This window comes from Amycolatopsis sp. NPDC104775 (genome assembly GCF_055583325.1).
This window is the reverse complement of sequence record NZ_JBVJOE010000004.1, coordinates 472,273-492,258: the sequence shown is the minus strand read 5'-3', so window position 1 is coordinate 492,258 and position 19,986 is coordinate 472,273. Positions and strand designations below refer to the sequence as shown.

The following is a 19,986-nucleotide window of genomic DNA, read 5'->3' as shown; positions in this document are numbered from 1 at the left end:
GGGCCTTTCCGGCGTCAGGGGATCGGCACGCGGCAGGCGTCGCCCGAGGTGAAGCCCTGGTCGACGATGCCGAGCGCGCTGTTCATCCGCGCCCGCGAGTTCTCCAGGCCGATCTGATACGTCAGCTCGACCACGCCCTTCTCGCCGAATTCGGCCACCAGCTCGGCGATCTGCTCGTCGGTGACCGTGACCGAAGGGCCGGACATCGCGTCCGCGAGCGCGAGCGCCAGCCGCTCCTGCCGGGTGAACAGCGGCGAGGTCGCGTACTCGTCGATGTGCTTGAGCCGGTCGATGTCGAGCCCGTCGTGCCGCTGCAGCATGGTGCCGAAGTCGACGCACCACGAGCAGCCGATCTGCGTGGCGACGCGGTACACGGCGAGTTCCCGCACGCTCGCGGGCAGGTGCTTCGACGCCTTCTCCGCCATTAGCTCGTGCACGATGCTGGTGCGCAGCAGCCCGCGGTGATGCGCCACGACGGCCATCGGCTCCGGCACCGCGCCGTAGCGCTTCCCGGCGATCCGGTAGAAGAGCTTGAGCACCGGGCCGCCGTCAGCGGCTCGTTTGACCGGGATACGAGGCATGTCGGGTCCTCCTTCTGAGTGGTTCGAGGGAGGAACGGGACAGCCGCGCGGGATGTGACAGCGTCAGCGGCGCCCGGTGATCGGGCGCACGTCCCAGACCCACACGCCGTCCACGTACTGCCCGGGTTTGCGCAGCAGGAGGTCGACGGTCGCGCGGTAGGCGTCGCTGTGCTCGCGCGGGATCAGCACCAGCACGCTGGCGTTCCAGTAGCGCAGATCCTCGATCGCCTGGTCCCGGTCGGCGTCGGTGACCTCCTGCGCCTGCTTGGAGTCGCGGACCCGGTCGAACAGCAACGAGGTCGGCCGCTGGTAGGCGCCGTAACGGCCGCGTTTGTCGTTCGGGCCCTGCGGGCCGACGAAATAGCCCTCGGGCATCGCGTACCGCAGGCCGGCGTCCATCTGCCAGTGCAGCGGCTCCGACTCCCCCGAACTCGGCAGCGGCACCGGCACGACGGTGCCGCCGGGCGCGACGTAGGTCTGCCAGGTGCCGTCGGCGAAGAACGCGGGCGTCGGCGGGCGTTTCTGCACCAGCAGCTGGGTCGGCGCGATCGGCAGCAGGACGGCCGCGACCGCGCCGAGCCAGATCAGCCGCACCGGCGGTTTCAGCTCGCCCTTCCCGGCCGCGGCGAACACCCGGTCGGTCGCGATCGCCAGCAGCGCGCCGATCGCGGGCACGCAGGCCATCGCCAGCCGCGATTCCAGCAGCGATTCGAACAGCGGCAGGTCCGCCAGCAGTTTCCACGGGCCGGGCACGCCGGTGTTCTCGTGCAGCACGGTGATTTCGGAGCCGAGCGAAAGCCAGGCCATCAGGAACATCGAGATCGCCAGCGACCGGGCCACGACCTCGCGCCACAGCCACGCGGTCACCACGACCATCAGCACGATCAGCGGCCAGCCGAAGAAGGCGTTCTCCTCGGTGCGGTTGAGCGACACCGCGGCCGCCGCCTCGGGCTGCCCGGACACCGACTGCGTCGCGAACCGGGTCATCGCGGCGGTGTCGTTGCCGACCTGGCCGTGCTCCAGCCCGGTGTAGCTGTCCGGGCCGAAGAACTGCCACCACAACGGGAACGCGACGACCACCAGCGTCAGCGCCACCGCGATGCCGCCGCCGAGCAGGACCGGCCGCACCATCGCCTTGACCTCGCGCCGCCGCGAAACGCAATAAGCGACCGCGAAGATCAGGAAGCCGAGCGCGAAGATCAGCAACGGCTCTTCGCCGAGGAAGATCTGGTACGCGGTGAGCACGCCGAGCCAGATCCCGTTGCGCACCGGGCGTTCGCCCCGCGCCAGCTGGATCACCTTGAGCGCGATGAACGGCAGCAGGAACCACGCGACGAAGTTCGGATGCGCGTTGGCGTGCGAGATCATCGGCGGCGCGAATCCGGCGAACGCGCCGCCGATCGCCGCGGACACCCGGTGCCGCACGAGATGCCGGGAGAACACCCAGTACCAGGCCGCCGCGCTGCCGGCGAGGCTGCCGGTGAGCACGAGCGCCCAGGTGGCGGTGGGGCCGAAGGCGAGCGTGATCGGCGTGAGCGGGACGCCGACGCCGAGCATGGCCGTGTTGGCCATCATGTTCACGCCGAGCGGATAGTTCTGCAGGCCGCTGGTGAGCGGATTTTCCAGGTGCTGCACCGATTTCGCGGTGACGGCGAAGAACCATTCCCACAGGTTCTGGTCCGACGCGCTGTTCCACAGGTAGCCCTGGCCGAGATCGGCCCACAGGCCGCCGAACAGGAGCACCGAGAACGCCAGGTACGCGCCGATGATCCCGGCGTCGGCCCAGGACCGGCGCATCCGCGGTTCGGCGGCGGCCGCGGCTTCGCCGGGTTCGCGAGGCGGTGCTTCGGGTTTCGTTTCGGGGTTCGCTTCGGGCTGGAACACGCTCACGCGGGGCGCACCACCCGCGCGAAGAAGTACACCGCGCCGGTGCCGGCGTGGCGCACCAGCAGCAGGAACGGCCGGTCGACCCGGACTTCGAGCGGCTCGCCGGAGATCAGCGACATGGTCCGCATCTGGACAGCGGTGGCGGCCGCGCCTTCGAGGCCCTGTTCGTCCAGCCGCAGCACGGCCTGGTGCAGGATGCTGTCCACCCACAGCGGCCGGTACGGGGTGAGGCCGGTGAGGTCGGCGTCCTGGGTGAACAGCTCGCGCACGCCGAGGCCCTGCAACGCCCGTTCGAGGTCGGCCCGCACGTCAAGCGAGATCTTGGGCAGGGAGAGCTTGATCTTGTGCTGCTTCGGGCTTTCCAGCAGCCCGCGCAGCGCTGGGGTGTCGAGCGCGGCTTCGGCGCTGTCGAGGTCGCCGTCCGGGAGCAGGATCACCGTCTCGACGCCGCCCTCGGCCGCCAGCCGGACGACCTGCCAGCCGTCTTCGTGCGCGTAGCCGACGGATTCGTCCAGGTGCATCGTCGGCACCTGGCGCACGCCGTCGGGGGTGTGGAAATCGGCGTCCGCGGTGGCGTGTTCGGGGAACGGGTGCCGCCAGGCGGTTTTCAGGTAGAGCGCGTTGACCAGGCTGGCGCGGGTGTACGAGTGGATCGCGCCTTCGGGCAGCAGCTCCGGGATCAGTCCGTGCGTGGTCTGGTCCACGTCGGCGTTGATCCGCTCGCGCGCGCCTTCGGGATCGGTCTCGAACGGCGCGGTCTCGGCCTTGCCGCCGGGCCAGCGCACGAGCGCGGCCTGGAAGCTGTCCTCGACGGTGATCAGGTCCGAGGCCCAGAGCGTGTTCGCCACGGCCAGCCGGACGTCGTCGCCCAGCTCGGCGGCGGCGTGCAGCAGGCCGCTCTGGTCGTGGCCGAGCACCGCGACCAGTTCCTCCGCGGTGCGTCCGCGCGCGGCCTGTTCGGCCAGGCCGAGCGCGCTCGCCGCCGAATAGGGCGAGAAGCACGCGTCGCTTCCCGGGGGCGCGATCGCACCGTGCAACGCCAGGGTGAAAGTGAGGTGGCTGTCCAGGGCCATGCGGCGACCGTACCGGAACGGGTGGTCGCGCGGCTCACGGTTCGGCAGGCGGCGCCGTTCCGTGCCGTCCGGTGTGCCATCGGTGCCATTCGTACGCCTGCGCGTCGGTGAGCGACGCCACCTGGTCCACCACTACCCGCAACCGCGCCGCGTCGTCCGCCGCCGCGTTCCACGCCGGAGCCAGCAGCGGGTCCAGCGCCTCGGGCGCGCGCCGGCACAGGGCCGCGACCAGCTCGGTGATCACCTCCCGCTGCCCGTCCTGCATCGCCAGCCGGCGGCGATCGCTCATCACGTAGCGCAGCGCCAGCGCCTTGAGCAGCGCGACCTCCGCCTTGACCTGCTCCGGCACCGCCAGCCGCGCCGCGTACCGGGTGAGCGGGCCCTCGCCGTAGCCCGCGCGGGTGCCGGTGACCGCCGCCGAGGCGAACCGGCCGACCAGCTCGCTGGTGAGCCGTTTCAGCGCGACCTGCGCGCGCAGCGAACCGTCCGGCTCCGCCCGCACCAGCTCGGCGACCACCGGCAGGTCGAGCAGCTCCTTCGCCGCACCTTCCAAAGTGGACACCGACAGCGTGGAGAAATGCCGGGCCGCGGCTTCGGCCACCGCCGCGCGTTCCTCCGGGTCGGCCAGCAGCCGCAACCGGATCCGCCCGGCCAGCACCCCGTCCTCGACGTCGTGCACCGAGTACGCCACGTCGTCCGCCCAGTCCATGATCTGCGCTTCCAGGCACCGGCGCAGACCCGGCGCGCCCTCGCGGATCCAGCCGAAAACTGGCATGTCGTCCGGGTACACGCCGTATTTCGGCTCGCCGGACCGGCGCGGCCACGGATACTTCGTGGCGGCGTCGAGACACGCCCGGGTGAGGTTGAGCCCGGCCGTCGCGCCGTCCGGCCCGACCGCCTTGGGCTCCAGCCTCGTGAGAATGCGCAACGTCTGGGCGTTGCCCTCGAAGCCGCCGCACGCCTGGGCCACTTGGTCGAGCGCGCGTTCGCCGTTGTGGCCGAACGGCGGATGCCCGATGTCGTGCGCCAGCCCGGCGGTGTCGACCAGGTCCGGGTCCGCGCCCAGCTCCTCGGCGATGCCGCGGCCGATCTGCGCGACCTCCAGCGAATGCGTGAGCCGGGTCCGCGGCGCGCCGCTGACCTCCGCGCCCTCGCCCGGCCCGACCACCTGGGTTTTTCCCGCCAGCCGGCGCAGCGCGGCGGAATGCAGCACCCGCGCGCGGTCGCGGGCGAACGCGCTGCGCCCGTCCGGCCGCGCACCGGCCAGCGCCGCGCCCTTGGGTTCCTCGGCCAGCACGCGGGCGCGGTCGTGCTCGCGGTAGCCGTCGCTCACCCCGCCAGCTTAGGCGCGGAGACCGACAATTCAGCCCATCGTCGTGCCGAACAGGTCGTCCGCGGGCGACTTGGTGAGCTCGTAGAACAGCAGCGCGCCGGTTTCGCGGAAGATGTAGCGGACCTGCGTCGAACGCTCCTGCACGATCGGCCCGCTGTGCGTCGGCGCGGTCCAGGCCTCCAGCCCGAGGTCCTCGGACATCGTCCGCGACCGGTAGGAATGCCACGGATCGCTGACCAGCACCACCGAACGCCAGCCGCGCGCCTTCACCTGGTCGGCGACCGCGCGGAGGCTGCGCAGGGTGTCGTTGCCCTCGCCGACCGGCAGCGTCGCGGCCTCCGGCACGCCGTGCTTGGTCAGCCACCGCGCACCGGCCGTCGCCTCGGTGAAGTTGTCGCGGGTTTTCTTGCCGCCCGCGGTGATGACGGTCTTCGACACGCCCGCGGCGTAGAGCTGCCGCGCCTTCTCCAGCCGCGCGGTGAAGATTTCCGACGGCTTGCCGTTGTATTGCGCGGCGCCCAGCACGACGATCGCGTCCGCCGGGGTCCGGTCGTTCTCGCGCGCGACCTGCCACACCCGGAACGCGGTTCCCCCGATGACCGCGACGAGAGCCAGCACCGCGCCGAAAACGAGGCGGCGCACCCAGTTTCCCGCTGTGGGACCAGTCCGCGCATCCATGGCGGCCATCCTCCCAGAGCCGCGGTCCGGCACCGGGAAGGCACCCCGATGTCGCCTCAGGGGTTAAAGCCAGCCGCGTTCCTCCGACAGCCGCACCGCCTCCGCACGCGTTCGCGCACCAGTCTTCCCGATCGCCGACGACAAGTGATTGCGCACCGTCCCGTCGGACAGGAAAAGGGATTTCGCGATGTCCGCGACGGTACTGCCGTCCTTGGCCGCGCTGAGCACGTCGCGTTCCCGGGCGGTCAGCGGGCTGGTTCCGGTGGCGAGCGATTCCGCGGCCAGCGCCGGATCGACCACCCGGAGTCCACTGTGGACTCGGCGGACCGCCTCGACGAGCTGTTCCGGCGGCGCGTCCTTCACCACGAATCCGGCCGCCCCCGCGGCCATCGCTCGCGCGAGATAGCCGGGGCGGCCGAAGGTGGTGCAGATGATCACCCGGCACGCCGGCAGCGCGGTTTTCAGCTCGGCCGCCGCGGTGAGCCCGTCCATGCCGGGCATCTGCACGTCGAGCAGCGCGACATCGGGCGCCGTCTCCTTCGCCGCGGGCACCACCTCGTCGCCGGCGCCGACCTGGGCCACCACTTCGATGTCGGTTTCCAGGCCGAGCACGGTGGCCAGCGCCCCGCGCACCATCGCCTGGTCGTCGGCCAGCAGCACCCGGATCACGCCAGTCCTCCAGCGGGTTCGGCCCGCACCGCGACGGCGGATCCGCCCGGGCTCGGCTCCGGGGCTTCCGCCCGGACGATCCATCCTCCCCCGGGCCGCGCCCGGGTCGTCACCGTGCCCCCGATCGCGGCCAGGCGTTCGGACAATCCGCGCAAGCCGTTGCCGGGCACGACGTCTCCCGCGGCGCGGCCGTTGTCCTCGATCTCCAGCCAATCGCGGCCGAGCCGCACCTTCACTTGCTTCGCACCGGAATGCCGCAGCACATTGGTGATCGCCTCGCGCAGCACGTAGCCGAACGTGCTGTGCAGCTCCGCGCGCACAGTGTCCACCGCGTGCGGCAGCTCGGCGTCGATCTCCGCCGCCCGCAACGCCGCCCGCGCCCCCGCGATCTCGGCGGGCAGCGAAACCTCGCGATACTCCGACACTGTCGCCCGCACATCCGACAGCGCCGACCGGCTCAGCCCTTCGACCTCGTGGATCTCCTGCACTGCCCGGTCGACGTCACCGGAGCTTTCCAGCACCCGCCGCGCCAGACCGGCCTTGACCGTGATCGTGGTGAGGCTGTGCCCGAGCAGGTCGTGCAGATCGCGGGCGACCCGCTCGCGTTCGTTCGCGACCGCGAGCGTGCCGATCTCCTGGTTCGCCAGCTCCAGCCTGCGGATGACGCGGATCAGGTTGGACATGAAGAACATCGCCGACGTGACCGACGCGACCGTGATCACGTCCGAGACGTGCTCCGGCAAGTCCCCGCGCAGCCACAGGACCAGCACCAGCACGCCCAGCGCCGTCCCGTTGAAGATCAACGACCAAGCGGCCGGGAACAGGAAGGCCAGCGTCGCGGTGGCGTAGAGCAGGACGTACGGGTTGGCGTCGGTGCTGAGCGCGCACAGCAGGCCCAGCACCAGCATCACCCCGCCGAACCACAGCTTCACCCGGCGAGACTTGCCGAACACCGCGGGAAACACGACGTAACAGGCACCGTAGGCGTAGAGCAGCACGCCGAGCAGGAGCCGGATCGCCAGCGGACCGGAATCCACGAGCAGGCCGCGGGTGGCCGGGATCAGGAACGGCAGCATGAACGCCACCGCGAAGATCGGCCAGCCGACCTTGTGCGGACCGCGTCCCGGGCTCGTCGGCGGGTCGTCCCACCAGGCCGCCCGGTCCCTGAGCCCGAACCGGTGCTCCGGGGACCGGCCGGTCGTCGCCTCCCGTCCGAGTGGCCACACGTCGTTCTTCCCTCCCTGCCCGGTCAAACCCGGGCACTGTCCTTACGGTATCGCCTGACCACGACAATCCCGAGCACGAGCGTCCACGCGGCCAGCACGCCGATCGCGGCGGGCAGGCTCACCAGCAGCCCGTCCGTCACCGCGGGCCGGACCAGCCCGAGCACCCAGTAGGTCGGCATGATCTGCGCGACCTCGTGCATCCAGGACGGCATGCCCTCCAGCGGGATCCAGAGCCCGCCGAGGAAACCCATGCCGAGGGTGACGATCATGCTGATCGGCTGCATCGACTCCGGCGTGCCGAACTGGCCCAGCAGCAGGCCGAGCAGCACCAGCGGAACGGTGCCGAGGAAAATCCCGAGGACGACCCGCAGCCAGCCCGCCGGGTCGAGGTGCACGCCCTGGGAGAACGCGGCGAGGACGGGCACCAGGATGAGCGCGGGAAGCCCGGCGAGCATTCCGGACAGCGCTTTGCCGCCGAGGTAGCCCGCGCCGGACAGCGGGGTCAGCCGCAGCTGCCGCTGCCAGCCGCCGGCCCGTTCGATCGCGAGCCGGGCGCCGTTCGTGATGGCCGCGGCGAAGGTGCCGAACGTCATCATGTTGACCATGATCACCGCCGCGACCGCGACGTGGTCCGGCGCGGACGGGTTGGTGAAGACCGTGGCCTGCAACAGGAACATGACGACCGGGAAGGCCACGACGAAGATCAGGAACCGCGGCGAGCGGAACAGCCTGCGGGTTTCGACGAGCAGGTACGCGGGGTTCATCGGACGGCTTCTTCCGTTTCGTCGGAGGTCAGGGAAAGGAACGCGCCTTCGAGGCCGACGGCGCTGATCTCGATGTCGCGCACGGCCGGGACAGCGGCGAGCAGCGCGCGCAAGGTGGTGTCGGAGTCCGAACTGGACAGTGCGACGCGTTCGCCGCGCAGTTCGAAGGAAGTGACCGCGGGCAGGGCCGAGACGAGCTCGTCCCCGATCCCGGCGGGCAGCACCGCGCGGATGGTGCGGCCGCCGGCGAGGGCGCGGACCTGCGCGACGGACCCGTCGGCGACGATCTCCCCGGCCCGCATCAGCACGACCCGGTCGGCGAATTCCTCGGCCTCTTCCAGATAGTGCGTCGCGAACAGCACGGTGCGGCCGGTTTCGGTGAACGAGTACATCGACTTCCAGAACTCGCGCCTGCTGCCGACATCCATCGCCGCGGTCGGCTCGTCGAGCACCAGCAGATCGGGATCCGACACCAGCGCCACCGCGAACCGCACCCGCTGCTTCTGGCCGCCGGAAAGCTTGTTCGCCCGCCGGTCGGCGATGTCGTCGACGCCCGCGGCGCGCAGCGCGTCGGCCACCGGCATCGGACGGCGGTGCAGTTTCGCGACGAGACCGACGGTTTCGCGCACGGTCAGGTCGTCCAGCAGCGTGCCGCCCTGCAGCATCGCGCCGATCATCCCGGCGCGCACCGCGTCGGCGGGCGTCTGGCCGAACACCGAAACGGTGCCCTCGTCCGGAGTGGTGAGCCCCAGAATCATGTCGACGGTGGTCGATTTGCCCGCCCCGTTGGGCCCGAGCAGTGCCACCACTTCCCCCGGCGCGATGGTCAGGTCGACGCGCTTGACCGCGCGCACGTCGCCGTAGCGCTTCGCGATCCCGCCCAGCCGGATCGCCGCCCCCGCCGCGATTTCCCGTGTGTTGTCCATGGCTTGAAGCGTGCCGCGCCGCGGCGGCCGGTACGCAGGCCGAGCGTCACGACCGGACCGTGACAGGTGTCAGGGGTGGTGCGGGCGAAACGCCGGACGGCCCTCCCCCGCGCGTGCGGGAAAGGGCCGTCCGGAAGGGTTTTCGCGCCGGTCAGCAGCCGAGCAGGCGGCCGGCCAGGTACGACTCGACCTGGTCGATCGAGATGCGCTCCTGCTTCATGCTGTCGCGCTCGCGGATGGTCACCGCGTTGTCCTCGAGCGTGTCGAAGTCGACCGTGACGCAGTACGGCGTGCCGATCTCGTCCTGGCGGCGGTACCGGCGGCCGATCGCCTGGGCGTCGTCGAAGTCGACGTTCCAGTGCTTGCGCAGCCGCGCGGCCAGGTCGCGCGCCTTCGGCGACAGGTCGGCGTTGCGCGACAACGGAAGCACCGCGGCCTTGAACGGCGCGAGCCGCGGGTCGAGGTGCAGCACGGTGCGCTTGTCGGTGCCGCCCTTGGCGTTGGGCACCTCTTCCTCGTCGTACGCGTCGACCAGGAACGCCATCATCGAACGGCCGACGCCCGCGGCCGGCTCGATCACGAACGGCCGGTAGCGCTGGCCCGAGGCCTGGTCGAAGAACGACAGGTCCACGCCCGAATGGTTCGAGTGCGTGGTCAGGTCGAAATCGGTGCGGTTGGCGATGCCTTCCAGCTCGCCCCACTCCTGGCCGGCGTTGAACGCGAACCGGTACTCGATGTCGACGGTGCGCTTCGCGTAGTGCGAGAGCTTTTCCTTCGGGTGCTCGTAGTGGCGCAGGTTCTCGGGCTTGATGCCGAGGTCGGTGTACCACTCGGTGCGCTGGTCGATCCAGTACTGGTGCCACTGCTCGTCGTCGCCCGGCTCGACGAAGAACTCCATCTCCATCTGCTCGAACTCGCGCGTGCGGAAGATGAAGTTGCCCGGCGTGATCTCGTTGCGGAAGGACTTGCCGATCTGGCCGATGCCGAACGGCGGCTTCTTGCGCGAGGCCTTCTGCACGTTGAGGAAGTTCACGAAGATGCCCTGCGCGGTCTCCGGGCGGAGGTAGTGCAGGCCTTCCTCGGACTCGACCGGGCCCAGGTGCGTCTTCAGCATCATGTTGAAGTCGCGCGGCTCGGTGTACTTGCCGCGGGTGCCGCAGTTCGGGCACGGCACCTCGGACAGGTCGTCCTCGGTGGTCGCCTTGCCGGTGCGCGCCTCGAAGTCCTCGGCGAGCTGGTCGGCGCGGAAGCGCTTGTGGCACGAAAGGCACTCGATCAGCGGGTCGGTGAACACGTTCACGTGCCCCGAGGCGACCCAGACCTGGCGCGGCAGGATCACCGACGAGTCGATGCCGACCACGTCCTCGCGGCCCTGCACGACGGTCTTCCACCACTGGCGCTTGATGTTGTCCTTGAGCTCCACGCCGAGCGGCCCGTAGTCCCACGCCGACTTGGTGCCGCCGTAGATGTCTCCCGACGGGAAGACGAAGCCACGGTGCTTGCACAGGCTGACGACGGTTTCGATTTTGTTGGCGGGCACTCCACGCTCCGGACGCATGCGGGGACGGTTATCGGACTTGAAGGTCCAGCGTATCCGGCCGGTCCCCGGAGCCTCCGCGCAGGTCGGAGGTCACGAACGGGTGACCGGCGAGGCCGTCGCGACCCGGTTGTCGTCGTAGCCCTCCTGGCCTCCGACGTAGTCGCCGCCGCACGTGACGAGCACCAGCCGGTGCGGTCCCTCCGGGTCGAAGAGCTTCGCGGATTCGGCGGCCAGGTCCGATTTGTGGATCGTGCGCACCTCGTCGATCTTGTACTCCCACTGCTTGCCCGCGGTGTCGGTGACGGTGACGACCTGGCCGGCCTTCATCCGCCAGAGCTCCTGGAACGGCCCGGACTTGCCCGCCCAGTTGACGTGCCCGGACAGCAGCGTGACGCCCTGGGCGGCCCCGAGTCCGGATCCCCACCAGGCCGCTTCGGCGAGGCTCTTCGGGATCGGCAGCGCGCCGTCCGCGCCGACTTCCTCGGGGATCAGCTTCGCCTGCCCGCCGCCGGGAAGCTTGACGGTGCCCGGGGTCTGGCCGGGGTCCGGCTGGGTGTTTCCGGCTTGGCTGTTCCCGGCCTGGCCGGTGCCGACCTGCGCGGTGCCGGTCTGCTGCTGCGGCTGCGCCGAATCGGCGGTGTCCTTGCCGGTGAAGAAGATCAGCACCGCGGCGATGGCCGCCACTACGACGACGGCGGCTACGACGATCAATGCGCCGCGTTTGCGTGCTGGTTGGGCCTGTGTCCCCTGCATCGTGCTCCCCTGGGTCTGGATGTTTCTCCGGGGAGACATGCGGTGGGGCGGCGGCGGGGTTGCACGGATTTTCGGCGGGATGGGTTTCTGGGGACGCAGTTCAAGCGGGCCGGTTCAGTCCGGCCGGGAGACCAGATCCGCCGTCACGATCCGGTTCTCGTCGTACCCCGCCGTACCGCCGACGTAGTCGCCGCCGCAGGTGACCAGGACCAGCCGGTGCGGGCCGGTCTGGGCGAACCAGCCGGGGGCTTGGGCGGGCAGCTGTTCCTTCGGGATCGTGGTCGCGCCGGTGACGCGGTAGAGCCAGCGGCCGCCGGAAGCGTCGACGATGCTGACGTTGTCGCCGGTGTGCACGCGCCACAGGTCGTCGAAGGGACCCTTCGTTCCGGCCCAGTTGACGTGGCCGGACAGCACCGCCGCGCCCTCGTTCGCGCCTAGGCGGGCGCCCCACCACGCGGCGTCGCCGAGGCCGCGCGGGATCGGCAGGATGCCCTTCTGGGTGATCTCGGTGCGTTTCAGCCGGGCCTCGGAGCCGTCCGGGAGCCGGACGCTGCCGGGGCGCTGCAGGCCGATCGCCTGGCCGTCCGAGGGCAGTTCGGCGGGCGCGCCGTCCTCGCCCGGCAGGGAGCCGGGCGGCGGGTCGGCGACGACTGCGGCCGGGACCGGCACCCAGGTCAGGACGATCACGCCGGCCGCGATCGCCAGGACGGCGATCACCGCCGACGCGACCGTCAGCACGGTGCGCGGCATGGCCTATTCGCCGCGAGAGCGGACGACCCGCGCCGCACGGCGCCGGCCGAGCACGATCGCGACGGCTCCGAACAGCAGACCGCCGCCGAGCAGGCCGAAGCCGAGCGGCAGGCGCAGGTCGTCCGACGGCGCGGCGGCCTGCGCGCCGAGGTAGCCGGCCGGGACCTCGGTGGGCACCGACGGCTGCTGCACGGTGCCCCCGCTGCCCGAGCCGTTGCCCGCCGCGGCGACGAAGTTCTTCGGGATCGAGCAGCTGACGCCGCCGAGCACCATGGCGGTCTGCACGTCGCTCAGCTTGGTGTTCTTGGCGTCGCGCGCGTGCGTGGTGATCTCGACGCGCCAGCCCGCCTGCGCGGTGACGTCGCCGGAACGCCAGCCGTCCTGCTTGATCAGCTGGTCGAACGCGGAAACGCGGGACACGACGAGGTCGGAGGTGGTCTTCGCCGGGTCGCTCTGCGGCACGCTCGTGGGCGAGCCCATCTTGAGACCGGTGACGTTGAGCGACCCGCTGGCCGGCATCGCGACCTGCTTGAGCGCGTCGTCCTCGCCGCGCACCCAGACGCGAGCGGCCGTGGTGGAGCCGGTGGCCTTGCCGGGACCGGAGCAGTCGACCGAGCTGCGCGCGCCTTCGAGGACCAGCATCGTGTTGTCGACCGGCTTGGGCTTGGCGCGGCTGTTGTCGCGCAGCGCGTAGTTCGTCTCCGCGACCGCCGTGGGCACGTGGGTGGTCTGCAGCGCGGCGACGACCTGGTGGTCGCGGCTCGCGATGCCGGACGGGTACGGGCTGGCCGAGCTGTCGGCGTACTTGCCGAGGTCGATCTCGTAGTTGGGGCCGAAGGTGCTGCGCTCGCCCTGGTCCTTCGGCACCGCGACCCGGTCCGTGCCGAGCTGCGACTGGCCGGGGGTGAGCGGGGACCGCTGGGTTTCGGTGATCAGCGCGCCGCCGTGCTGCGGATCGGCGCCGAGCCGGACGGACGCCGCGTTGGCGAACGACACCGGCCCGGTCTTCTCGTCGACTGCCTGCCCGGCCTGCGTCTGCGCCGCGGCGGCCGGGGCCAGAGCCGGCAGTGCCACCAGGGCCGCCACCGCGGCCTTCGTCCCGAAACGAGTCATGTCTCCCCACTGCCCTCCGGCAACCCCGAGCGATCGTCACTGTACGAGACGCGACAACCGCCACCACGACAACCTTGCACCGTCCGCCACGCCTTGTGCAGCCGACAAGCCACATCTCGCCGAACTCACCCGATCGGGTCAGTTCGGACCGCCGGTCCCCCTGGACCCGGGGAGCACCGCGCCCGGGAAAGGGAACACTACGATGGCGGCGAAGGTTATCGGCAATGACATCCGGCTTCGGAAACGCCGCCCTCTCGGTGGGGGGGGGAAGTGTCGAGGCGAAGCGGACGGCGGGACGCGAGTGGAGGCAGCGATGACGTCGGCACCTTCGAGCGCCCTGTCCGACGGCCTGGGGGCTGGATCTCCGGGCGCGGGTGTGGCTGGGCAGCGTGGTGGCACTGCCGCGGGCGCTGCCACGCCGGGCGCGGCGACGACCGGCGGCGGGCGGACGCCTGCGGGGCGCGAGGTTGCGGCCGAGACGACCGCTGCTGGTTCGCCTCCCCACTCGGAGACTGCCGAGACACTCGCCAAGCACTCCGGCCAGACCACTGCGAGTTCGCCTACTCCGCACCCGGTGACGGCCCAGGCAGACACCGAACACTCCGGCACGGCCGCGACAGGCTCGGCTGTCCCGCACCCGGCGACCGTCCAGGCAGACACCGAACATTCCGGCATGACCAACGCAGGCTCGCCTGCCCCGCACCCAGCAACCGTCCAGGCAGACACCGAACACCCCGGCACCACCAACGCACGCTCGACTGCCCCGCACCCAGCAACCGCCGAACACCCCGGCACGACTAACGCAGGCTCGGCCGCGACAACCTCGGCCGCCCCGGTTGCGGCCGCGGGCGGGAACGTCGAGGCCTCCGCTGAGCGTGTTTCCGCTGTCTCGGGCGAGGCGGCCGTCGGCGGGCAGGCGGAGGCTCCCGCGGACCCGCCGCACCCGGTCGGCGGTGGGAGTGCGAGCGAGGCGGCGGGGACGGCTGATCGGGCCGCCGGGTCGGGACCAGCGCTCTTGCCCCCGGGCGTGCTCACCGACGCGGGCGAGCTGCTCCGGGCGCTCGCCGCTCCGGTGCGGATCGCTATCGTGCTGCAGTTGCGGGAGGCGGACCGGTGCGTGCACGAGCTCGTGGACGAACTCGACGTCGCCCAGCCGTTGATCAGCCAGCACCTCCGCGTTCTCAAGACCGCGGGCGTGGTCCAGGGCGAGCGGCGCGGCCGCGAGGTCGTCTACCGGCTGGTGGACGATCACCTGGCGCACATCGTCGTCGACGCGGTCGCCCACGTGCAGGAAGGGAAGTGACGATGTCCTCGGTCTCCAAACCGGCCCCGGTGCCCGGCCGGCGGTCCACGAAGCAGCGGGCGGCGGTGGTGGACCTGCTCAGCACCGTCGACGACTTCCGCTCGGCCCAGGAGCTCCACGACGAACTCCGCAAGCGCGGCGACGGCATCGGCCTGACCACCGTCTACCGGACGCTGCAGTCGCTCTCCGAGGCGGGCGAGATCGACGTGCTGCGCACCGACTCCGGCGAGGCGATCTACCGCCGCTGCTCTTCGCACCACCACCATCACCTCGTATGCCGCGTGTGCGGGCGCACGGTGGAGGTCGAGGGTCCCGCGGTGGAACGCTGGGCGGAGAAGATCGCGGCGGACCACGGGTTCACCGAGATCAGTCACACCGTGGAGATCACCGGCACCTGCGCCGAGCACGCTAGCTGACCTCAGGCCGATCATGGCCTGCGCCACGGGTGCCCGGGAAGTTTCGGGGTGCCCGGCACGCAGGCTGCTGGGCCGTGTGGCGAGGTCTGCGCTCCGGCGGCGGCTGGAGCACTCAGGTCTGTCGGACTCGTGAGCCGATTCGGTGTTCTCTGGCGGAACCGTTACGGGCTGGCCGAAGACGCGGGGTCCGGCGGCGGTTCGGGGCTTGCTCCGGGCAAGTGGAGCTGCGGCGAGGCCGTCGGGCCGCGGGTTTCGCAACTCTGGGCAGGTTCGGGTCGATGGCGGTGAGGTTCCGTTCCAGGCTGGCTCAAGCGGCGGGATTGAGCGAGCGAAGCGGAACCGCTCCGGGGTCAGCCGAAGAAGCTCAGGTGCACCGGGCGGGTGGGTGCGGTGGTCCGCGCTCTGGGGCGGTCGCGGCCGACGGGTCGAGGGCGTTAGGCCGTTCAGTATTCATACGGATCCTTCGGCGCGTTGATCCGCTCGACTGTCGACGGGACCAGGTCCGGCGTGTAGCTGTTGGCCTGGGTCGCGGTACCGGGGACGATCTGGCCCGCGACGCGCAGCCAGGTGTCACTCGGGAAGCGGTCGGCGTCACCGCCCTTGAGGTGCACGGTGACGGGGGCCGCGTCGGCCGCGCAGCAGCTGATGACCAGGCGGGCCAACAAGGTTTGGCCTCCGGTGTGCACGACGAATCCGGAAATCTCGACGGTGCGGCCGTTCAGGGTGCCGTTGGCGTCCCAGCCCGCGCGCGTGACTACCTCGTTCATCGCCATGGGAACCACCGCTCCGGCGGGGAGCGGCGGAAAGGCGGCTGCCGACGTGGTCGCGGCGCTGGCGGGCAGGCGTGCTTCGGTGCGGGTGACGGAATCCGCGCCTAGCGCGGGCGGGGCGACCAGGAACACTGCCAGTACTGGGACGACCAGCAGCCAGGCTGAGCGCGCGGGGTGATGGTGGTGGCCGTGCGCGTCGGAATGGCCGTTGTCTGCTTCGGATCCGTGGGCTGCTTTCGCCGCGGCGCGGGCGGTCGCGATGTCGCGGATGATGGCTGCGGCGCCCAGCAGCAGCATTACCGCGCCGCCGGCGATGATCCAGGGTTGCTGGGCCGGTTTCACGTAGCGCAGGTAGTCGCCGTTGAGGGCGATCTTCACCAGGGCTCCGCCCAGCAGGATCAGCAGGACGTTCTGGGTTTCGCGCCTCATCGGACGCCCCCGAGGAAAATCACGCCCGCGATGGTGCCGCAGGCGATGGCCACCACGAAGGTGACGGGGGCGAACCGGGCGGCGAAGGAGCGGCCGAAAGTGCCTGTCTGCAAAGCGAAAAGCTTGACGTCGACGGCCGGGCCGACCACCAGGAACACCAGCTTCGGCAGCAGCGGCACGGCGGTGAGGGAAGCGGCGACGAACGCGTCGGCCTCGCTGCACAGCGCGAGGACCACGGCCAGGACTGCCATCACCACAACGCCGACGACGATCTGGCCCGACAGCACTTCGAACCATTTCGCGGGCACGAGAACGTTGAGGGAAGCGGAAATCAACGCGCCGAGGACGAGGAAGCCGCCAGCTTCCACGAGATCAGTGCGGGCGGTTTCGGCGAATACGCGCCATCGCTGGCCCGGCTGGACGTCGGGCAACCGGCGCAAGGCTCGTTCGGTGATCCAGGAGAGTTTGCCCCAGCGGGCCCAGATCCAGCCCATCGCCATCGCAGTGGCGAGCGAGCCGGCGAACCGGGCGAACACCATTTCCGGACGGCCCGGGAACGCGACCGCGGTGGCCACCAGCACTACCGGGTTCACCGCGGGCGCGGCGAGCAGGAAGGTGAGCGCGGCGGCGGGCGCGACGCCTTGGCCGATCAGCCGCCGCGCGACGGGGACCGACGCGCATTCGCAACCGGGCAGGGCGACTCCGGCCAGCCCCGCGACGCCGACCGCGGCCGACGCTTTCTTCGGCAGCACCCGTTCCAGCGCGCGGGCGGGCACGAACGCGGCGATCGCGCCGCTGATCAGCACGCCGAGCACGAGGAACGGCAGCGCCTGCACGCACACCGCGACGAACACGGTGGAGCCGGTGCGCAGCGCGGGCACGTCGAAGAGGTCCTGGAGCTTACTTTGCGCGAGGACGGCGACCAGCAGCACGGCGCACAGGATCTCGATCGAGCTGATCCGGAACCGCCGCGTGCGGGGTCGCTCCTCGGCGGCGTTGTTGGAAAGGGTTTCCACGAACGCGATGATGCCAGCCGGGTCCGACAGAACCCAGCCGCAGGTGTCGCGAGGGGACCCCTCGCGCCGGGTTTGCGTGAATGTCACCCGATTGGGAAGGAGATAAGGGGTGGAATTGGGCGGTGCGGAGAACGGGGACCGGGTGCGGTGGGATCTCGGGCGCAAGAGCGGCGTGTACGGAAGGAAGGGCAGAGAGGACGAACCAGCGGGGATGGGCGAAGCCACGACTTGGGCGAGCGGCGGACGTTCAGTACACGGCCGAAGCCGAGGCGAAGGCGAAGCGGTCGCGAACGCCGAAGGTGACCGCGAAAACCAAGCTGGCACCGGGGTGACGACGGACTGGTGGAAGCGAGAAAGTGATTCCAGGTAAGGAGATCCGCGATGCTGGGGCGGCACACGGGGCAGCCTCAGCGGGTTGGCGAGGCGGCCGGGGGCCGAAACGCGTTCTGGCCAAAGGGAATCCGCGACGCTGGCGGGTGCGCGAAATCGCTCAGGCGGTGCGCCACCTGACCGCGAAGAAGGAGCGGCCGAGGCGACAGCGCGAATTGCCGTCCCCGCAGAGCCACGAAACCGCGAACCCGAACTGACCGGCAAACGCAGTTCCGACCAGCCAAAGCGACCGCACGGATCGCCGCCCCAACCGACCCACCACACCGCGCCCAACCCGTCCGGCAACCCCCAGTCAGGACACCGAAACCCGGCTCAAGCCTCCACACCAGGCAGTTCGGTCCGCAGCTGCGAAGCAGTGGAAACCACCAGCATCAGCAGCGTCCCCAGCGGCGACGGGTCCATCCCCTCCGCCGGGAACGCGTACCGCAGCGTCACGTCCACCCCGCGCTCGGTGTGGCCGACGCCCAGCGTCCCGAACAGGCCCTGCCCGGCGCGCTCCGCGACGGCCACCGCCAGGGCCGGGTCGTCGGGCATGTCCCAGGCCACCACGCAGGTCAGGCTGAGCACGGTCAGTCCGTCGGCGAGGCGGGTCGCCTGGATGACGCACGGGACCTCCGCGTGGGAGAACGTGATCGCGCCGTCGTCGTCGACGTGGACTTCCAGGTAGCGTTCCAGCGCTTCGCGCGCCCGGGTGAGCAGTGCGCCGGTCTCGGCGGCTTCCGCGGTGCTCATTTCGTGCTCCCTGCCTGGTCCACCGCGCCGCCGAACCGGCGGTCGCGCTTGGCGAAGTCGAGGCACGCCTGCCACAGGTGCGTCCGGTCGAAGTCCGGGAACAGCGTGTCCTGATAGACCATTTCCGCGTACGCCGACTGCCACAGCAGGAAGTTCGACGTCCGCTGCTCCCCGGACGGGCGCAGGAACAGGTCGACGTCCGGCATTTCCGGCTGGTACAGGTACTTCCCGATGGTGCGCTCGTCGATCTTGTCCGGGTTGATCTTCCCGGCCGCCACGTCCTGGCCGATCCGGCGCATCGCGTCGCCCAGTTCGGCGCGGCCGCCGTAGTTGACGCACATGGTCATGTTGAGCTTGGTGTTGTTCTTGGTCTTCTCTTCGGCGATCTGCAGTTCCTTGATCACGCTGGCCCACAGCTTCGGCCGCCGCCCGGCCCAGCGGATGCGCACGCCGATCGAGCCGAGGTAGTCGACCTGGCGGCGGATGGTGTCGCGGTTGAAGCCCATGAGGAACCGCACTTCCTCGGGGCTGCGCTTCCAGTTCTCCGTCGAGAACGCGTACACCGACAGCCATTTCACGCCGATCTCGACCGCGCCGCTCGCGACGTCGATCATCACGGCCTCGCCGCGTTTGTGGCCCTCGATCCGCGGCAGGCCGCGCTGGTTGGCCCAGCGGCCGTTGCCGTCCATGACGAGCGCGACGTGCTTCGGCAGCAGGTCCGACGGGATTTCCGGCGGTTTCGCCCCGGAGACGTGCGGTTCCGGCGCCCGCAGCTCGTATCCCGCCGGGCGGGTCTCCCGTCCCCTGCGCAGCACTCTCGGCCTCCTGATGACTGGACTTCCTACCCGGCCGACCCTACTGGGCCGGGCCCGGCGGCCTCCCGGGCACGCCGCTCCACGAGCGGGAGCGACCGCAGCTGCCGTTCCAGATGCCACTGCAGATGCGCCGCGACCAGGCCGGAGGCGTCCCGGCGGGTGATCCCGGGCGACGATTCCGCGACCGCCCACTCCCCCTGCAGCAGCGCGTCCAGCAGGGTCAGCACCTCGGGCGCGGGATGCACCGAGCCGGCGATGCGGCAGTCCGGGCACATCGAGCCGCCCGCGGCGACGTTGAACGCCGCGTGCGGGCCGGGAAGTCCGCAGCGGGCGCATTCGGTGATCGCCGGGGCCCAGCCCGCGTAGGCCATGGCCCGGAGGAAGAACGCGTCGAGCACCAGCGACGCGTCCCGCTGCCCGCCGGCCAGTGCCCGCAACGCGCCCACGACCAGCAGGTACAGCTTGAGGACCGGCTCGCCTTCCTCAGCGGAAAGCCGGTCAGCGGTTTCCGCGATCGCGCTCGCGGCGGTGTAGCGCTGGTAGTCGGCCACCAGCGGGAGGGCGAACGCGTCGACGGTCTCGACCTGGGTGATGACGTCGAGCGACCGGCCGGGATAGAACTGCACGTCCACGTGCCCGAACGGCTCCAGCCGCGCCCCGAACCGCGACGACGTGCGCCGCACGCCCTTCGCGACGGCCCGGACCTTGCCGTGCCGCTTCGTGAGCAGGGTGACGATCCGGTCGGCCTCGCCCAGCTTGTGCGTGCGCAGCACCACCCCGGTGTCGCGGTAGAGGTTCACCACCCCGACATCGTCGCACTTC

The 19,986-nt window shown here is 70.9% G+C and carries 19 protein-coding genes and 1 pseudogene; 2 read left to right on the top strand and 18 right to left on the bottom strand.

Going from position 1 to position 19,986, the window contains the following annotated elements; translation table 11 throughout:
- Window positions 1-14: 14 nt before the first annotated feature.
- From ACZ63D_RS20940 to ACZ63D_RS20880, 13 genes are all read right to left on the bottom strand, one after another.
- Window positions 15-581: a carboxymuconolactone decarboxylase family protein gene (locus ACZ63D_RS20940; RefSeq protein WP_465355981.1), complete on the bottom strand. Its 567-nt coding sequence runs from the start codon at window positions 579-581 to the stop codon at window positions 15-17.
- 63 nt (window positions 582-644) lie between these two features.
- Complete coding sequence (locus ACZ63D_RS20935; protein ID WP_465356302.1) at window positions 645-2,378, bottom strand: glycosyl transferase; 1,734 nt, start codon at window positions 2,376-2,378, stop codon at window positions 645-647.
- Window positions 2,379-2,467: 89 nt separating this feature from the next.
- Window positions 2,468-3,541 (bottom strand): serpin family protein, encoded by a 1,074-nt coding sequence (locus ACZ63D_RS20930; RefSeq protein ID WP_465355980.1) that lies wholly within the window; start codon window positions 3,539-3,541, stop codon window positions 2,468-2,470.
- Between the two features lie 34 nt (window positions 3,542-3,575).
- Window positions 3,576-4,874 carry a deoxyguanosinetriphosphate triphosphohydrolase gene (locus tag ACZ63D_RS20925; protein WP_465355979.1) on the bottom strand — a complete coding sequence of 433 codons (1,299 nt, stop codon included), beginning with the start codon at window positions 4,872-4,874 and terminating at the stop codon, window positions 3,576-3,578.
- 30 nt (window positions 4,875-4,904) lie between these two features.
- Entirely contained in the window at window positions 4,905-5,552 is a 648-nt protein-coding gene (locus ACZ63D_RS20920) for a YdcF family protein (protein WP_465355978.1), read from the bottom strand.
- Window positions 5,553-5,615: 63 nt separating this feature from the next.
- Window positions 5,616-6,221, bottom strand: coding sequence for a response regulator (locus ACZ63D_RS20915; RefSeq protein ID WP_465355977.1), 606 nt, complete (start codon window positions 6,219-6,221; stop codon window positions 5,616-5,618).
- A complete protein-coding gene (locus ACZ63D_RS20910; protein WP_465355976.1) occupies window positions 6,218-7,447 on the bottom strand; it encodes a sensor histidine kinase in 1,230 nt (409 codons plus the stop codon). Before ACZ63D_RS20910 ends, ACZ63D_RS20915 begins: the two co-directional genes overlap by 4 nt.
- Before the next feature lie 23 nt (window positions 7,448-7,470).
- On the bottom strand, window positions 7,471-8,211 hold the full coding sequence (locus tag ACZ63D_RS20905; protein WP_465355975.1) for an ABC transporter permease: 741 nt from the start codon (window positions 8,209-8,211) through the stop codon (window positions 7,471-7,473).
- On the bottom strand, window positions 8,208-9,137 hold the full coding sequence (locus tag ACZ63D_RS20900; protein WP_465355974.1) for an ABC transporter ATP-binding protein: 930 nt from the start codon (window positions 9,135-9,137) through the stop codon (window positions 8,208-8,210). The genes ACZ63D_RS20905 and ACZ63D_RS20900 overlap by 4 nt, the downstream gene beginning before the upstream one ends.
- A gap of 151 nt (window positions 9,138-9,288) precedes the next feature.
- A complete protein-coding gene (locus tag ACZ63D_RS20895) occupies window positions 9,289-10,677 on the bottom strand; it encodes a glycine--tRNA ligase (RefSeq protein WP_465356301.1) in 1,389 nt (462 codons plus the stop codon).
- Between the two features lie 90 nt (window positions 10,678-10,767).
- Entirely contained in the window at window positions 10,768-11,430 is a 663-nt protein-coding gene (locus tag ACZ63D_RS20890) for a class F sortase (protein ID WP_465355973.1), read from the bottom strand.
- 114 nt (window positions 11,431-11,544) lie between these two features.
- The gene (locus ACZ63D_RS20885; RefSeq protein ID WP_465355972.1) at window positions 11,545-12,180 is read right to left on the bottom strand and encodes a class F sortase; all 636 of its coding nucleotides are present in this window, start codon (window positions 12,178-12,180) and stop codon (window positions 11,545-11,547) included.
- Window positions 12,181-12,183: 3 nt separating this feature from the next.
- Window positions 12,184-13,293: a hypothetical protein gene (locus ACZ63D_RS20880; protein ID WP_465355971.1), complete on the bottom strand. Its 1,110-nt coding sequence runs from the start codon at window positions 13,291-13,293 to the stop codon at window positions 12,184-12,186.
- A 901-nt stretch (window positions 13,294-14,194) separates the two neighbouring features.
- Here ACZ63D_RS20880 and ACZ63D_RS20875 point away from each other — a divergent pair.
- A pseudogene (locus tag ACZ63D_RS20875) lies at window positions 14,195-14,596 on the top strand (ArsR/SmtB family transcription factor); the annotation flags it as partial.
- A 2-nt stretch (window positions 14,597-14,598) separates the two neighbouring features.
- Window positions 14,599-15,012 (top strand): Fur family transcriptional regulator, encoded by a 414-nt coding sequence (locus tag ACZ63D_RS20870; protein WP_465355970.1) that lies wholly within the window; start codon window positions 14,599-14,601, stop codon window positions 15,010-15,012.
- Between the two features lie 443 nt (window positions 15,013-15,455).
- Here the strand turns inward: ACZ63D_RS20870 and ACZ63D_RS20865 are convergent, their stop codons facing one another.
- The 5 genes from ACZ63D_RS20865 to recO form a co-directional block, all read right to left on the bottom strand.
- Window positions 15,456-16,211: a TIGR03943 family putative permease subunit gene (locus tag ACZ63D_RS20865; RefSeq protein WP_465355969.1), complete on the bottom strand. Its 756-nt coding sequence runs from the start codon at window positions 16,209-16,211 to the stop codon at window positions 15,456-15,458.
- Window positions 16,208-17,227 carry a permease gene (locus ACZ63D_RS20860; protein ID WP_465355968.1) on the bottom strand — a complete coding sequence of 340 codons (1,020 nt, stop codon included), beginning with the start codon at window positions 17,225-17,227 and terminating at the stop codon, window positions 16,208-16,210. The genes ACZ63D_RS20865 and ACZ63D_RS20860 overlap by 4 nt, the downstream gene beginning before the upstream one ends.
- Window positions 17,228-17,929: 702 nt before the next feature.
- Window positions 17,930-18,349 carry a hypothetical protein gene (locus ACZ63D_RS20855; protein WP_465355967.1) on the bottom strand — a complete coding sequence of 140 codons (420 nt, stop codon included), beginning with the start codon at window positions 18,347-18,349 and terminating at the stop codon, window positions 17,930-17,932.
- The gene (locus ACZ63D_RS20850; protein WP_465355966.1) at window positions 18,346-19,164 is read right to left on the bottom strand and encodes an isoprenyl transferase; all 819 of its coding nucleotides are present in this window, start codon (window positions 19,162-19,164) and stop codon (window positions 18,346-18,348) included. Before ACZ63D_RS20850 ends, ACZ63D_RS20855 begins: the two co-directional genes overlap by 4 nt.
- 26 nt (window positions 19,165-19,190) lie before the next feature.
- Window positions 19,191-19,967, bottom strand: a complete 777-nt coding sequence (recO, locus tag ACZ63D_RS20845; protein ID WP_009080945.1) for a DNA repair protein RecO — start codon at window positions 19,965-19,967, stop codon at window positions 19,191-19,193.
- Between the last annotated feature and the right edge of the window lie 19 nt (window positions 19,968-19,986).

What these genes read in the sequence shown, in the direction of transcription:
- ACZ63D_RS20940 (WP_465355981.1), bottom strand. Translation starts at nt 581, where the DNA reads ATGCCTCGTATCCCGGTCAAACGAGCCGCTGACGGCGGCCCGGTGCTC.
- ACZ63D_RS20935 (WP_465356302.1), bottom strand. Translation starts at nt 2,378, where the DNA reads ATGCGCCGGTCCTGGGCCGACGCCGGGATCATCGGCGCGTACCTGGCG.
- ACZ63D_RS20930 (WP_465355980.1), bottom strand. Translation starts at nt 3,541, where the DNA reads ATGGCCCTGGACAGCCACCTCACTTTCACCCTGGCGTTGCACGGTGCG.
- ACZ63D_RS20920 (WP_465355978.1), bottom strand. Translation starts at nt 5,552, where the DNA reads ATGGATGCGCGGACTGGTCCCACAGCGGGAAACTGGGTGCGCCGCCTC.
- ACZ63D_RS20905 (WP_465355975.1), bottom strand. Translation starts at nt 8,211, where the DNA reads ATGAACCCCGCGTACCTGCTCGTCGAAACCCGCAGGCTGTTCCGCTCG.
- ACZ63D_RS20900 (WP_465355974.1), bottom strand. Translation starts at nt 9,137, where the DNA reads ATGGACAACACACGGGAAATCGCGGCGGGGGCGGCGATCCGGCTGGGC.
- ACZ63D_RS20890 (WP_465355973.1), bottom strand. Translation starts at nt 11,430, where the DNA reads ATGCAGGGGACACAGGCCCAACCAGCACGCAAACGCGGCGCATTGATC.
- ACZ63D_RS20885 (WP_465355972.1), bottom strand. Translation starts at nt 12,180, where the DNA reads ATGCCGCGCACCGTGCTGACGGTCGCGTCGGCGGTGATCGCCGTCCTG.
- ACZ63D_RS20880 (WP_465355971.1), bottom strand. Translation starts at nt 13,293, where the DNA reads ATGACTCGTTTCGGGACGAAGGCCGCGGTGGCGGCCCTGGTGGCACTG.
- ACZ63D_RS20870 (WP_465355970.1), top strand. Translation starts at nt 14,599, where the DNA reads ATGTCCTCGGTCTCCAAACCGGCCCCGGTGCCCGGCCGGCGGTCCACG.
- ACZ63D_RS20865 (WP_465355969.1), bottom strand. Translation starts at nt 16,211, where the DNA reads ATGAGGCGCGAAACCCAGAACGTCCTGCTGATCCTGCTGGGCGGAGCC.
- ACZ63D_RS20855 (WP_465355967.1), bottom strand. Translation starts at nt 18,349, where the DNA reads ATGAGCACCGCGGAAGCCGCCGAGACCGGCGCACTGCTCACCCGGGCG.